The organism is Variovorax sp. V15, assembly GCF_041154425.1.
Lineage (GTDB): Bacteria > Pseudomonadota > Gammaproteobacteria > Burkholderiales > Burkholderiaceae_C > Variovorax > Variovorax guangxiensis.
This window is the reverse complement of record NZ_AP028659.1, coordinates 496,705-510,539: the sequence shown is the minus strand read 5'-3', so window position 1 is coordinate 510,539 and position 13,835 is coordinate 496,705. Positions and strand designations below refer to the sequence as shown.

Sequence of the window (13,835 nt, the reverse complement as noted above, 5' to 3'; positions counted from 1 at the left end):
GCACCTCATGCCCAACGCGCTCGAACTCACCGGCATACGCAAGTCCTTCGACGGCTTCGCGGCGCTGACCGATGCCCGCTTCTCCGCGCGCTGGGGCGAAGTGCATGCGCTCCTGGGCGAGAACGGCGCAGGCAAGTCGTCGCTGATGAACATCGCGGCCGGGCTCTACGCGCCCGAGGCCGGGCAGCTGCTGGTGGACGACAACCCGGTGCGCTTCGCCGGCCCGCGCGACGCGGCGAAGCACCGAATCGGCATGGTCCACCAGCATTTCAAGCTGGTGCGGCCTTTCACCGTGGCGCAGAACATCCTGCTCACCGCGCCGCCGCCGGCGGAGTTCCAGAGCCACGGCGAGCGGCTGCGCGAGATCACGCGCGACATCCGCAACAAGGCGGCCGAACTGGGCTTCGACATCGATCCCTCGAAGCGCGTCGATGCGCTGTCGGTCGCCGAGCAGCAGCGCGTGGAAATCCTCAAGGTGCTGCTGGCGGGCGCGCGCATCCTGATCCTCGACGAGCCCACGGCCGTGCTGACCGACCAGGAGGCCGCGCGCCTGCTGCAGACGGTGCAGGGCCTGGCGCGCAAGGGCGCGGCGGTGGTGCTGGTCACGCACAAGATGGCCGACGTGAAGACTTATGCCGACCGCGTGACGGTGATGCGCGGCGGCCGCACGGTGGCCACGCTGAATCCGCAAGAAGCATCGGTGGCCGAGCTGGTGAAGCTCACGGTGGGCGAATCGATCGCTGCGCAGGGCTTTCAGCCCTCGGCGGCGCCGCGCGGGCCGGTGCGCCTTTCGGTGCGCGGCCTGCGCACGCCCGCATCGCCCGAGGGCCGCCGCGTGCTCGACGGGGTGGACCTCGACCTGCATGCGGGCGAGATCTACGGCCTCGCCGGCGTGGGCGGCAACGGACAGGGCGAGCTGGCGGGCGCGATCATGGGCCTGCAGGGCGAGCCGACCGAGGGTGAGATACGGCTCGAAGGTCACGGCAACCTGAAGACCATGGCTGCATCGGTGCGCCGAGGCATCGGCATCGCGGCCATTCCGGCCGACCGCTACGGGCTCGCGCTCGCGGGCGGCCTTTCGGTGGCCGAGAACTACGCCATCGGCCGTGTGCACACCGGCCGCTACGGCCCCGTGTGGCGCTTGCGCCGTGGCCGCATCCAGAGCGACACGCAGGAAGCGGTGCGCGCCTTCGACGTGCAGGGCGTGCGCTCGGTCGCGCAGAAGGCCGCGCTGCTCTCCGGCGGCAACGCGCAGAAGCTGGTGCTGGCGCGCGAGTTCGGCAAGTCGCCCACGCTGGTGCTCGCGCACAGCCCGAGCCGCGGGCTCGACGTGCGCGCCAGCGCCGAGGTGCATGCGCGGCTGCGCGCCGCGCGCGACAGCGGCGCGGCGGTGCTGCTCATCAGCGAGGACCTCGACGAGGTGCTGCAGCTCGCAGACCGCGTGGGCGTGATGACGCGCGGGCGCATCGCCGGCGAGTTCGCGCAGCCCGCGGATCGCCAGGCCATCGGACAGGCGATGGTGGACCATGGCTGAAGCATCGCTCTCCGCCGACATGGCCCCGTCGCACAAGACAACGGCAGCGCAACAGCCCCAGCCGCTCGCCGGCCGCCGCTATGCGCTGGAGATCCGCCAGCACATGGCCTGGCACTGGCAGGCTCTGATCCTCGCGGCCGCGCTGCTCGCGGGCTTCGCCATTTCGGCGGCGATCCTCATCGCGGCGGGCGTGCCGGCCGACGAGCTCGCCAACGAGTTCGTGACGCAGACCTTCTTCGACGGCCAGAACTTCCGCGCCGTGCTGTTCCAGGCCGCGCCGATGATCCTCGTCGGCCTCGCGGGCTGCGTTGCCTTCCGCGCGCGCTTCTGGAACCTCGGGCTCGAGGGCCAGATGATCTGGGGCGCCATCGGCGCGACCGCCGTCTCGATGTGGCAGATTGGCCCCGAGAACCTGCGCCTGCCGCTGATGTCCATCGCGGCCATCGGCTGCGGCCTGCTCTGGGTGCTGGGCCCCGCGTGGCTCAAGCTGAAGCTGGGCGTGAACGAGATCATCTCCACGCTGATGCTCAACTACATGGCGGCCAACTTCCTGCTGCACCTGGTCTACGGCAGTTGGAAGGACCCGAAGGACAACTTCCCCTACTCGCCGCAGTTCCGCGTGTTCGAGCGCCTGCCCGAGCTGGGCGCGGGCATCGGCAGCTCGATCCTGCTGGCGGGCATCGTCGCGCTGCTGGCGTGGTGGCTGGCGAGCGTGAGCCGCATGGGCCTGTACCTGCGCTTCGTCGACGCCAACCCGCGCATGGCGCATGCCAGCGGCGTGCCGGTGCGGCGCACGATCTACGGCGCGGTGCTGCTGTCGGGCGCGATGGCCGGGCTCGCGGGCTTCGCTGTGGCGGCGGGGCAGGAGGGCCGGCTCACGCAGGCCTTCTATCAGGGGTACGGCTTCTCGGGCATCCTCATCGCCTTTCTCGCGCGCAACAACCCGCTGGCGGCCACGGTGGTGGCGCTGCTGGTGGCGGCGCTCTTCGTCACGGGGCGCAGCCTGCAGGTGTTCTACCAGGTGCCGTTCTCGATGGTGCAGCTGATCCAGGCGGTGATCGTGGTGTGCGTGGCGTCGAGCGACTTCTTCATCCGCCACCGGCTGCGCCGCGTGGGCGGGGAGGCCGTGCAATGAACGGCGGCATCGTTCTCAACTGGCTGGCGAGCACGCCGGACTTCGCGGTGCCCTATGCGCTGGCGGCGCTCGGGCTCATCGTCTGCGAGCGCGCGGGGGTGCTCGCGCTGGGCGCCGAGGGGCTGATGCTGGTCGGCGCGCTGGCCGGCATCGGCGCGCAGATCGTGATCGGCCAGCCGGCCGTGTCGCTGGTGCTCGCGATGCTGGCGGCCAGCGTGGTGTCGGTGCTGTTCGCGGTGATGGTGATCTGGCTGCGCGTGAACCAGGTGATCGCCGGGCTTGCGCTGGTGTTCTTCTGCCAGGGGCTCACGGCGCTGGTGGGCTCGATGGCCGAGTGGACCAACCATGCGACCGAAGGCATCGGCACGATGGGCCTGTGGCCGCTGTCGCTGCTGCCCGGCGTGGGCCGGATCTTCGAGCAGAACGCGATGGTGTGGCTCACGCTGCCGATCTTCGGCGCGGTGGCGTGGTTCTTTGCGCGTACCTCGGCCGGCCTGCGGTTGCGCGCGGTGGGCGAGAACCCGCAGGCGGCCGACGCGGCGGGCATCCGCGTCACCGCCTGGCGCTTCGCGGCGGTGCTCGCGGGCTCGGCACTGGTGGGGCTGGCGGGCGCGTACATCTCGGTGGTCAGCACCAAGCTGTGGATCGCGGGCATGACCGGCGGGCGCGGCTGGATCGCGGTGGGCCTCGTCATCTTCGCGCGCTGGTCGCCATGGAAGGCGCTCGCCGGCGCGCTGCTCTTCGGCTGCATCGAGGCGCTGATTCCCCAACTGGCCGCGGCCGGCGTGCAGCTGCCGCAGTACTTCGTGATGATGACGCCGTACGCGGTGACGCTCGGCGTGATGGTGTGGGTCGCGCTCTCGCGGCGCGGCGCCGACGAAGAGCCCGGGGCGCTGGGACAACCCTATGTGAGAGAAGAACGCCGATGAAGGCCTGGGTCTACAACGAGGAGCGCGAGCTCGACGCGGCGCGGTTCGCCGACTACCTGAATCCGGCCACCACGGCTGTCGTTTCCATCGACATGCACCGCGGCCACCTGGACGACAGCCCCGACTGCCCCTGCCCCGCGCCGCGCGCACGCGACGTGGTGGCGCCCATCGACGGCTTCCACGACGCGGTGCGCGCGCTGGGCGTGCGCATCGTGCACGTCAGGTCGGTGCTGCGGCCCGGCGGCGTGGACGACATCAACGGCATTCCGTCCGCGTGGCGGCGCACCTTTCCGCTGCACGTGGGCGAGATTCCGAACGCCGACGCGCATGCCATCGAGGGCTCGAAGTGGACCGAGTGGGTCACGCGCGTGGAGCCCGGCGACATGCGCGTGGACGGGAAGCGCCGGCTCTCGGCCTTCTACCCGACCGACCTCGACTTTCTTCTGCGCAACCAGCGCATCGAGACTGTGGTGCTCGACGGCGGCTTCACCGACTGCTGCGTGCTCAACACCGCCTTCGACGCCAGCAACCGCAACTACCGCGTGATCGTGCTGCGCGACCTGGTGCGCGGCACCGACGCACACCTGGAAGGCGCGGCGCTCGCGATGGTGTCGCTGCACCTGGGGCTGGTGATGGATTCAGAAGAACTGCTGCGGGTGTGGCGCGGCTGAATCTCAGCCCGACACTCCGAGCCAGCGCGCGACCACCGCCGGCATGTCGCCCTGCGCGGACTCCCACACCAGTTCGGGTGCCGCCACGTGCACGCCGGGCGGCGCGATGCGCAGCGCCACATCGACCAGCTCCGCCACCTTCACCGCGCGCACCGGCTGCTCGCTGCTGGGCACCATGAAGCGCACCACCGAAAGCATCCACGCGGCCAGCCGCTCGAAGGGGTTGGCGATCTTCGCGTTCACCGGCTTGCGCGCCGAACGCACGAGGATCACGCGCTCGAAGCCGCAGGCCACCACCGCCTGCTCGTCGAGGCTCGCGAGGCCGCGCTTAAGCGCTTCGGGTAGCCGGCCCTGGTCGTGCGGCAGCACGATGGCCAGCGTCTGCACGCCGCAGGCACGCAGCCAGCGGGCCAGTTCGGGCAGATCGGAAGGCTCGGGCACCCACAGCGCGCGCTCGCGGTCGTGGTACAGGCGCGGCGGGTCGAAGGCGATGATGGCGGTGTGGGCCGAGGTCAGCGGCCATTGCGCGATCGGCTGGGCCGGGCTCAGGTAGGTCTCGACGCCGCGCAGCCCGTCGCGGATCGGCTCGCGCGCCAGCACGCGGGTGTGGGCATGGCGGTGGCTCCCCGCCAGCCGGCGCAGCAGTTCGGCGCCCAGCGCGCCGGTCGCGCCCGCGATCAGCAGCGTGCCGAAGGCATCGGAGGCAACGGGCATTACCGCACGGTTGGCGGCTTGCAGGGCTTGCAGTGGATCAACGGCCATGAAGCCGCCTATGCTACCTTCCGCATCTTCTGCGGAGGTAATGCAAATGATGATGAAGCGCTGGTTCCTGATTCTCGCGGCGGTCCTGTCCCTGAGCGGATGCGGCTACAACCAGTTCCAGTCCCTCGACGAGGCCAGCAAGTCGGCCTGGAGCGAGGTCCTCAACCAGTACCAGCGGCGCGCCGACCTCGTGCCGAACATCGTGGCCACCGTGAAGGGCGAGGCCAGCTTCGAGCAGGACACGCTCACCAAGGTGATCGAGGCGCGCGCCAAGGCCACCTCGATCCAGGTGACGCCCGAGACGCTCAACAACCCCGAGGCCTTCAACAAGTTCCAGCAGGCGCAGGGCGAGCTCTCCTCGGCGCTGTCGCGGCTGATGGTGGTGTCGGAGCGCTACCCCGACCTGAAGGCCAACCAGTCCTTCCGCGACCTGCGCGTGACGCTGGAAGGCACCGAAAACCGCATCACCGTGGCGCGCAACCGGTACATCGAAAGCGTGCAGGAGTACAACGTGCTCGCGCGCAGCTTCCCGACCAACATCACGGCCAAGGTCTTCGGCTACGCGACCAAGCCCAACTTCTCGGTGCAGAACGAGGCGCAGATCTCCACGCCGCCAACGGTCGACTTCAGCGCACCGAAGAAGTAAGCCGGCAACCCGATGGCCATCGCCGCACTGCTTCGCCGCGCGCTGGCCGCTGTCGTTCTCGCGGCCCTGGCCGGCGTCGCGCTGGCCCAGGGCCTGCTGCCGATCCCCACGCTCACCGCGCGGGTGATCGACCAGACCGGCACGCTCGACAGCGCGCAGCGCAACGGCCTCGAAACCAAGCTCGCGGCCTTCGAGCAGCGCAAGGGTTCGCAGATCGTGGTGCTGATGGTGCCGACCACCGCGCCCGAGGACATCGCCAGCTACACGCAGCGCGTGGGCGATGCCTGGAAGATCGGCCGCAAGGGTGTCGGCGACGGCCTGCTGGTGGTAGTGGCCAAGGACGACCGCAAGATGCGCATCGCCACGGCCAAGGCGCTCGAAGGCGCGGTGCCCGACCTCGCGGCCAGTCGCATCATCGACGAGGAAATGAAGCCGCGCTTTCGCAACGGCGACTTCGCGGGCGGGCTGAACGCGGCGGTGGACCGGCTCATCGGGCTGGTCGATGGCGAGCCGCTGCCCGAGCCGTCGCGCAACACGGGCGGGGGTGGCAACGAGGGCTTCGACTGGGAGAACCTCGCGATCTTCCTGTTCGTCGGTGTCTTCGTCGGCGCGCCGATCGCGCGCGCCATCTTCGGCAAGAAGCTGGGCACGATGTTCATCGGCGGCGGCGTGGGCGTGGTGGTTTTCTTCATCACCACCAGCATCGCCATCGCGGTGATTGCGGCGCTGGTGGCACTGATCGTCTCGCTGGTCGCGGGCACCGGGCGTCCGGGCGGTGGCGGGGGCGGCGGCTGGAGTTCCGGCGGCGGAGGCTGGGGCGGCGGTGGTGGCGGCTTCAGCGGAGGCGGTGGAGGCGGCGGCTTCAGCTCCGGCGGTGGCGGCAATTTCGGCGGCGGCGGCGCGTCGGGGGACTGGTGAACACGATGCAAAGCACCAACACGAAGCCCTCTGGCAGCGAAGCGGGCCTCTTCACCAAACTGGGCCGCATCTGGCGCCATCGCTGGATCGATGAATCCGAGGTGCGCCGCGCGATTCCTGCGGCAGCGCTGGAGCGCCTCGCGGGCCGCGTGACCGCGAGCGAGCGGCGCCACAGCGGCGAGATCCGCATCTGCGTCGAAGCCGGCCTGCCGATGTCCTACCTGTGGCGCCATGCGCCGCCGCGCGAACGCGCCGTGACGCTGTTCGGCAAGCTGCGCGTATGGGACACCGCGCACAACAACGGCGTGCTCATCTACCTGCTGCTGGCCGAGCACGCCATCGAGATCGTGGCAGACCGGGGTATCGACGCGCATGTCGACGATGCCGAATGGGCCGCGATGGCACAGCGCATGAGCGCGGCCTTCCGCGAAGGCCGCTTCGAGGACGGGCTCACGCAGGCGCTGGAAGAGATTTCCGCGCTGCTGGTCGAGCACTTTCCGCTGGCCGAGGGCGAACTCGACGTGAACGAGTTGCCCGATGAACCGGTGGTGCTCTAGCAGCCTTCGCGCGGTGGCACAGCCCACACCGCGTCGCCACCAACCGCATGAAAGCGCCGCCCCGGCGCAGATTCCATCAGCCACCCGCCCGTGAACTCGCCGAAGGCCGGCAGCACGGCCTGCTGCCCGTCGCTCGCGAAGCACGGCAGCCGCACGCTGTCGCGCCCTCGCCCCTGGAGCCTGCAGACCGGATGCAGATGCCCCGCGAGCACGAAGTGCGTGGCATGCACCTGCGGATGGTGGCAGCAGGCGAAAGGGCCCAGCAGGAAGGGCTCGTCGACCACCTCGATGCCGAGTTCCGGCGGCGGATCGCCCGCACGGCTGTCGTGGTTGCCGCGCACCAGGGTCATGGCAATGGCCGCGTGGAGCGAACGCCAGGCCTCGACGGCGGCCAGCACCGTGCGCGCCTGCGCCGCATGCAGGAAGTCGCCTAGGAAAACGATGCGCTGCGGCTCATGCTTCTGGATCAGCACATCGAGCCGCGCGAGGTTCTGCTGCGTGGTCCCGCCCGGCACCGGCTGGCCGAGCGCGCGATAGGTCGCGGCCTTGCCCAGGTGCAGGTCGGCCACGAACAGCACGCGCCGGCCGGGCCACCACAGGGCACGCTCGGGCAGCAGGTGCAGCAGCTCGCCCGCCCAGTGCACGGCGAGCGGCGAATTGGATGTATCGGGGGATGTCACCCGGCCAGTGTCGCAAAACCTGCGATTGCCTTGCAAAGGCCCTCCAGAGCCCCCATTTGCCTGCCATGACCGAATCGCCCCCGCTGCACATCGTCTGCCCGCACTGCCACACGACCAACCGCGTGCGCGCGGCGCAGCTGGGCAGCGCCCCCGACTGCGGCAGCTGCCACCGCCCGCTGTTCACCGGCCATTCGACGGCGCTGGCGGATGCCGCCACCTTCGACCGCCACATCGCCCGCAACGAAATTCCGGTGCTGGTCGATTTCTGGGCGCCCTGGTGCGGCCCCTGCCGCCAGATGGCGCCGGCCTACGAGCAGGCCGCAGCCCAGCTGGAGCCCCACGTGCGGCTCGCCAAGGTCGACACCGAGGCGGTGCCCGCGCTGGGCGCGCGCTTCAACATCCGCAGCATCCCGACGCTGGCGCTGTTCCGCGGCGGCCGCGAGGTGGCGCGGCAGGCCGGCGCGATGGGCACGGCCGACATCGTGCGTTGGGTGAAGGCGCACGGCGCGGGCTGAGACTAGAGCGGCGGCAGCGGCCTTGACGGCCGCGGCGGCCGCCGGCGGTCGCGCCGCTGGCTCACCGGCTTCGGCGGCTTGCCCGGCCCTTCTTGCCCGAAGGCCAGCGTTCCCTTCACGCGCTCCACGCCGCCGGCCGTGACCGCGCCGCCCGCGGCCTTCTCGAGCTGCTCGACCATGCGCGCGATGCGGTCGGCCACGTTCTCGTTCGACAGCTTCTCGCGGAACAGTTCCACCATCAGCGGAAACGAGAACGGCGTGGGCCGTGCGAGCGGCTTCAGCACCAGCCGCTGCATGGCGATGCGCTCGAGGCTTGCGCGCAGGCGGCCGATCTCGAGCTCCTGCGCGAGCAGTTCCTGCTCGGCCTGCAGCAGCAGCCTGTTGCCGGGATCGTACTTGCGGAACACCTCCCAGAAGAGCGACGACGAGGCCTGCAGCTGCTTGCTGCTGCGCTTCTCGCCCGGATAGCCCTGGTAGATGAGGCCCGAGACGCGCGCGATCTCGCGAAAGCGCCGCTGCGCCAGCTCGCCGGCGTTGAGCGATGCCAGCACCTCGTGCAGCAGCGCCGCGCGCTGGTCTTCGCCCTCGCCCTGCGGCAGCGTCAGCACCCGCGGCAGCAGCGCCGGCCAGTCGACCTCGGTCGCGCTCAGCAGCTCGAAGCCGTAGTCGTTGACCGCGATCGAGAAGGTGCGCGCCTCGTGCTGCGCGACGCGCCACGCCAGGAGGCTCGCGAGCCCCAGGTGCACGTGCCGGCCCGCGAAGGGATACAGGAACAGATGCGATCCCTCGCGCGTGCTCAGGGTTTCGGCCAAGAGCGTCTGCGGCGTGGGCAGCGCCGACCACTGCTGCTGTATCTCCAACAGCGGGCGCACGCACTGCAGTTCGGGCGAGTCGTAGCGACCTTCGCCGGCCTGCGCGAGCTGCTGCACCACCGCGTCGGCCAGGGTGTTCGACAGCGGCATGCGCCCACCGCCCCAGCGCGGCACCGCGGCGCGCTTGCCGCTGGCGCGCCGCACCCAGGCCGTCATGTCGTGGATGCGCACGAGTTCGAGCATGCGGCCGCCGAACAGGAAGCAGTCGCCGAGCTTCATGCGGGCGACGAAGCTCTCTTCCACGCTGCCGATCTTCGAGCCGCCGACGTATTGAACCGAGATGCTCGCGTCGCTCACGATGGTGCCGATGTTCATGCGGTGCCGCCGCGCGAGCCGCGCATCGGGCACGCGCCAGACGCCCTCGGCATCGGGCACCACGCGCTTGTAGTCCGGATAGGCCGCGAGAGACGGGCCGCCCTGCGCCACGAACTCCAGGCACCACTGCCAGTTCTCGCGCGCGAGGCTTTCGTAGGCCGCCGTGCCGCGCACTTCCTCGTAGAGGTCGTCGGGCACGAAGCCGCCGCCCAGCGCGACCGTCACCAGGTGCTGCACCAGCACGTCGAGCGGCTGCTCGGGCGAATGGCGCGCCTCGATGTGCCCGGCCGCGATGGCGACGCGCGCGGCCGAGCCTTCCACCATCTCCACGCTATGCGTGGGCACGAGCGTGATGCGCGAAGGCCGCCCCGGCGCATGGCCCGAGCGGCCCGCGCGCTGCAGCAGCCGCGCGACGCCCTTGGGCGAGCCGATCTGCAGCACGCGCTCCACCGGCAGGAAGTCCACGCCCAGGTCCAGGCTGGAGGTGCAGACCACCGCCTTCAATTCGCCGCTCTTCAGGCCCAGCTCGACCCACTCGCGCACCTCGCGGTCGAGCGAGCCGTGATGCAGCGCGATGAGGCCCGCCCATTCCGGCTTTGCTTCGAGCATCGCCTGGTACCAGATCTCCGCCTGCGAGCGCGTGTTGGTGAAGACCAGCGTGGTGCTGCTCGCGGCGATCTCCTCGATCACCTGCGGCAGCATCGTGAGGCCCAGGTGGCCGCCCCACGGAAAGCGCTCGGCGACGCCGGGCAGCAGCGAATCGATGACCAGCTTCTTCGGCACCTGCCCCTGCACCAGCACGCCCTCTTCATGGCCCAGCAGCGCATGCATCGCCTCGTGCAGGTTGCCCAGCGTGGCCGACATGCCCCAGATCGCGAGGCCCGGGTTCCAGCGCTTCAGCCGCGCGAGCGCGAGCTGCACCTGCACGCCGCGCTTGTTGCCCAGCAGCTCGTGCCATTCGTCGACCACGGCCATGCGAACGTGGCCGAGCACCTCGTGCGCATCGACGCGCGCGAGCAGCAGCGAAAGGCTTTCGGGCGTGGTGACGAGCACCGTGGGCAGGCGCTGGTTCTGCGCGCTGCGCTCGGCGGAGGTGGTGTCGCCGCTGCGCGCGCCGACGCTCCATGGATGCACCTCGGCGCCGAGGGCTTCCAGCGGCTGCTGCAGTGCGCGCAACGTGTCGGCCGCCAGCGCGCGCATCGGCGTGAGCCACAGCACGGTGAGCGGCTCGGCAACGGGCCGCGCGTTCGTCGATGCGGCCGCCTTGCGCGCCCGCACGAAGGCCTGCAGCGCGCCCAGCCACACGGCGTAGGTCTTGCCAGCGCCGGTGGTGGCATGCAGCATGCCCGAGCGGCCATCGGCGATCGCCTTCCAGACCTCGCGCTGGAATTTGAAGGGCTTCCATCCGCGCGCGGCGAACCACGTGTCGAGCGCTGTCTTGACGATCCTGCTGCTCATTCGGGCAACAACGCCGCAAGCGTCTGAAGGGTATCGGCCTCTTCCACCGGCTTGTCCTCGCGCCATCGCAGCATGCGCGGAAAGCGCACCGCGATGCCGCTCTTGTGCCGCGTGCTGCGCGCGATGCCCTCGAAGCCGAGCTCGAACACCAGCGTGGGCTTCACGCTCTTCACCGGTCCGAAGCTCTCCACGGTGGTCTTGCGGATGATCGCGTCCACGCGCGCCATCTCGGCATCGGTGAGGCCCGAGTAGGCCTTGGCGAACGGCACGAGCTTGCGGTCCTCCTGTCCGGGCGGGCCGTCCCACACGGCGAAGGTGTAGTCGCTGAAGAGGCTGGCGCGCCGGCCGTGGCCGCGCTGCGCGTAGATCAGCACCGCGTCGACGCTCAGCGGATCGATCTTCCACTTCCACCACACGCCCACGTCCTTGGTGCGGCCCACGCCGTACTGCGCGTCGCGGCGCTTGAGCATCATCCCTTCCACGCCCATGGCGCGCGCCGCTTCGCGCTGGCGCGCGAGATCGGGCCAGTCGGCCCCGGCGAGCACCGGGCTCGGCAGCAGCGAGGGATGGTCCATGCGCGTCACCAGCTCGTCGAGCAGCACGCGGCGCTCGGACTGCGGCAGCGCGCGCAGGTCGCGCCCTTCCCACTCGAGGATGTCGTAGGCCAGCAGCACCACCGGTACGTCGCGCAGCAGCTTCGCGCCCAGCGTCTTGCGGCCGATGCGCTTCTGCAGCTCGGCGAAGGGCTGCACGCGACCTTCGCGCCACACGACGATCTCGCCGTCGAGCACCGTGCCGTCGGGCAGCGCCTCGCCGAGCGCGGCGAGTTCGGGGAAGCGCTCGGTCACCAGTTCTTCGCCGCGCGACCACACCCACGCCGCGCCCGCGCGCTTGACCAGCTGCGCGCGGATGCCGTCCCATTTCCATTCGACGATCCAGTCCGAGGGCGGCCCCAGCACCGCGCCGAACTGCTCCAGCGGCAGGTTGAAGGGATGCGCAAGGAAGAACGGGTAAGGCTGGCCGCTGGTCTTCTGCTCCTGCTCGCTGCCCGTCTCGGGTGCGATGAGCGCCTGGTAGTCGGCGGCCCGGGGCCGCCCGCCGATGTGCGTGTAGCCCATGAGCCGCTGCGCCACGCGCTTGGCGTCGATGCCGCCCACGGCCGCGAGCGCCTGCGTGACCTGCAGCTTCGACACGCCGACGCGGAACGCACCGGTGATGAGCTTGAAGTACACCAGCCGCTCCTCGGGCGCGAGCTGCCGCCACTGCGCGCGCAGGCGGTTGGCCAGCTCGTCGGGCGCGTTCTTCGCGGCATCGCGCAGCGGCAGCAGGTGCTGCTCGACCCATGCGGCAAGGCCCAGGTCGTGCGCGTCGGTGGGCGGCGGCAGCAGCAGCGCGATGGTCTCGGCCAGATCGCCCACCGCATCGTAGCTCTCGTCGAACAGCCACTCGGGCAGGCCCGCCGCCTCTTGCGCGAGCAGCCGCAGCAGCTTGACCGGCACCAGCTGGCGCGGCTTGCCGCCGGCGAGGAAGTAGACGGCCCAGGCCGCGTCAGCCGCATCGGCTTCTCGCAGGTAGCGCTGCAGGGCGGCCTGCTTGGCGAGGTTGGAGGTGCTGGCGTCGAGCTCGTGGTACAGCGCGGCGAAGGCCTTCATGGCATCTCTCCTTCCCCCTCTGGGGGAAGGTTGGGATGGGGGCTCTCGGCCTCCCCATCGAGCGCCGCCTGCCCTCTCCCCAGCCCTCCCCCGGAGGGGGAGGGAGTCTCTTGATCATCTTCATCGCCGTACTCGGTTTTGAACGACTGCGCATCGAGGCCGTTCTCGCTGAGCCACCGCACCATCACCTGCACGCTGCCATGGGTGACGAAGACCCGCTCGGCACCCGTGCCGGCGATGGCCTGCTGCAGGCCGGGCCAGTCGGCATGGTCGGACATCACGAAGCCCCGGTCCACGCCGCGCCGCCTGCGCGTGCCGCGCAGCTGCATCCAGCCGCTCGCGAAGCCGTCGGCGTAGTTGCCGAAGCGCTTCATCCACGGCGTGCCCTGCGCGGAAGGCGGTGCGAGCACCAGCGCGCGCTTGAGCAATGCGGCATCGACGCCTTCATCACCCACGCGCAGGGTCGGCGGCAGCGCCACGCCGGCCGCGCGGTAGACGGCATTGAGCGGCTCCACCGCGCCGTGCACGACGATGGGCCCGATGCTCGCGTCCACGCCGTGCAGGATGCGCTGCGCCTTGCCGAAGGCATAGCAGAACAGCACCGATGCGCGGCCGGCTTCGGCGTTGGCGCGCCACCACGCGTCGATCTGCGCGAACAGCACCGGCTGCGGGGGCCAGCGGTAGACCGGCAGGCCGAAGGTCGACTCGGTGATGAAGGTGTCGCAGGGCACCGGTTCGAACGGCGGGCAGGTGCCGTCGGGCTCCGTCTTGTAGTCGCCCGAGGCCACCCACACGCGCCCGCCGTGCGCGAGCCGCACTTGCGCCGAGCCCAGCACATGGCCCGCAGGGTGCAGCGAGACGCGCACGCCGTGGTGCTCGATGGCTTCGCCGTAAGGCAGCGTCTGCAGCGCGATGTCGCGTCCCAGGCGCGCGCGCAGCGTGCCTGCGCTGTCGGTGTGGGAGAGGTAGTGCCCGTGCCCGGCGCGCGCGTGGTCGGAATGCGCATGGGTGATGACGGCGCGCGCCACCGGCCGCCACGGGTCGATGTAGAAATCGCCGGGCGGGCAGTACAGGCCCTCGGGCCGGGCGACGACGAGGAGGTCTTCTTCCTGCTTTGCGGGAGGCATGGCACGCCATCGTAGGCGCTGCCGGGGTTTGGCGCCGCCGAACGACGGGCGCAAAGCGTTGTGG

General features: G+C 70.6%; 13 protein-coding genes. 8 read left to right on the top strand and 5 right to left on the bottom strand.

Features of this window, described 5'->3' with window-relative positions; translation table 11 throughout:
• The first annotated feature begins 7 nt into the window (after positions 1 to 7).
• The 4 genes from ACAM57_RS02540 to ACAM57_RS02525 are packed head-to-tail and all read left to right on the top strand — an operon-like array spanning position 8 to position 4,269.
• A complete protein-coding gene (locus ACAM57_RS02540) occupies positions 8 to 1,534 on the top strand; it encodes an ABC transporter ATP-binding protein (protein WP_369660597.1) in 1,527 nt (508 codons plus the stop codon).
• Entirely contained in the window at positions 1,527 to 2,669 is a 1,143-nt protein-coding gene (locus tag ACAM57_RS02535; RefSeq protein ID WP_369660596.1) for an ABC transporter permease, read from the top strand. Before ACAM57_RS02540 ends, ACAM57_RS02535 begins: the two co-directional genes overlap by 8 nt.
• Positions 2,666 to 3,598, top strand: coding sequence for an ABC transporter permease (locus ACAM57_RS02530; protein ID WP_369660595.1), 933 nt, complete (start codon positions 2,666 to 2,668; stop codon positions 3,596 to 3,598). Before ACAM57_RS02535 ends, ACAM57_RS02530 begins: the two co-directional genes overlap by 4 nt.
• Positions 3,595 to 4,269 carry a cysteine hydrolase family protein gene (locus tag ACAM57_RS02525; RefSeq protein ID WP_184642101.1) on the top strand — a complete coding sequence of 225 codons (675 nt, stop codon included), beginning with the start codon at positions 3,595 to 3,597 and terminating at the stop codon, positions 4,267 to 4,269. Before ACAM57_RS02530 ends, ACAM57_RS02525 begins: the two co-directional genes overlap by 4 nt.
• Before the next feature lie 3 nt (positions 4,270 to 4,272).
• Here the strand turns inward: ACAM57_RS02525 and ACAM57_RS02520 are convergent, their stop codons facing one another.
• Positions 4,273 to 5,031 carry a hypothetical protein gene (locus ACAM57_RS02520; protein WP_369660594.1) on the bottom strand — a complete coding sequence of 253 codons (759 nt, stop codon included), beginning with the start codon at positions 5,029 to 5,031 and terminating at the stop codon, positions 4,273 to 4,275.
• 46 nt (positions 5,032 to 5,077) lie between these two features.
• Between ACAM57_RS02520 and ACAM57_RS02515 the strand changes: the two genes are divergently transcribed.
• From ACAM57_RS02515 to ACAM57_RS02505, 3 genes are read left to right on the top strand one after another with little or no spacing between them, the layout of a single operon-like run.
• Positions 5,078 to 5,677: a LemA family protein gene (locus ACAM57_RS02515; RefSeq protein WP_184642103.1), complete on the top strand. Its 600-nt coding sequence runs from the start codon at positions 5,078 to 5,080 to the stop codon at positions 5,675 to 5,677.
• A gap of 12 nt (positions 5,678 to 5,689) precedes the next feature.
• Complete coding sequence (locus ACAM57_RS02510) at positions 5,690 to 6,595, top strand: YgcG family protein (RefSeq protein ID WP_369660593.1); 906 nt, start codon at positions 5,690 to 5,692, stop codon at positions 6,593 to 6,595.
• Between the two features lie 5 nt (positions 6,596 to 6,600).
• The gene (locus tag ACAM57_RS02505) at positions 6,601 to 7,152 is read left to right on the top strand and encodes a TPM domain-containing protein (protein ID WP_184642105.1); all 552 of its coding nucleotides are present in this window, start codon (positions 6,601 to 6,603) and stop codon (positions 7,150 to 7,152) included.
• Here ACAM57_RS02505 and pdeM read toward each other — a convergent pair.
• On the bottom strand, positions 7,149 to 7,832 hold the full coding sequence (gene pdeM / locus ACAM57_RS02500; RefSeq protein WP_369660592.1) for a ligase-associated DNA damage response endonuclease PdeM: 684 nt from the start codon (positions 7,830 to 7,832) through the stop codon (positions 7,149 to 7,151). The two genes, ACAM57_RS02505 and pdeM, sit on opposite strands and share 4 nt — an antisense overlap.
• Before the next feature lie 65 nt (positions 7,833 to 7,897).
• On the opposite strand from pdeM, the gene trxC reads away from it, so the two are divergent.
• Positions 7,898 to 8,347 (top strand): thioredoxin TrxC, encoded by a 450-nt coding sequence (gene trxC / locus ACAM57_RS02495; RefSeq protein WP_369660591.1) that lies wholly within the window; start codon positions 7,898 to 7,900, stop codon positions 8,345 to 8,347.
• A 2-nt stretch (positions 8,348 to 8,349) separates the two neighbouring features.
• Here the strand turns inward: trxC and ACAM57_RS02490 are convergent, their stop codons facing one another.
• From ACAM57_RS02490 to ACAM57_RS02480, 3 genes are read right to left on the bottom strand one after another with little or no spacing between them, the layout of a single operon-like run.
• Complete coding sequence (locus ACAM57_RS02490) at positions 8,350 to 10,992, bottom strand: ligase-associated DNA damage response DEXH box helicase (protein WP_369660590.1); 2,643 nt, start codon at positions 10,990 to 10,992, stop codon at positions 8,350 to 8,352.
• Positions 10,989 to 12,644 carry an ATP-dependent DNA ligase gene (locus ACAM57_RS02485; RefSeq protein WP_369660589.1) on the bottom strand — a complete coding sequence of 552 codons (1,656 nt, stop codon included), beginning with the start codon at positions 12,642 to 12,644 and terminating at the stop codon, positions 10,989 to 10,991. The genes ACAM57_RS02490 and ACAM57_RS02485 overlap by 4 nt, the downstream gene beginning before the upstream one ends.
• Positions 12,641 to 13,771: a ligase-associated DNA damage response exonuclease gene (locus ACAM57_RS02480; protein WP_369660588.1), complete on the bottom strand. Its 1,131-nt coding sequence runs from the start codon at positions 13,769 to 13,771 to the stop codon at positions 12,641 to 12,643. Before ACAM57_RS02480 ends, ACAM57_RS02485 begins: the two co-directional genes overlap by 4 nt.
• Positions 13,772 to 13,835: the final 64 nt, after the last annotated feature.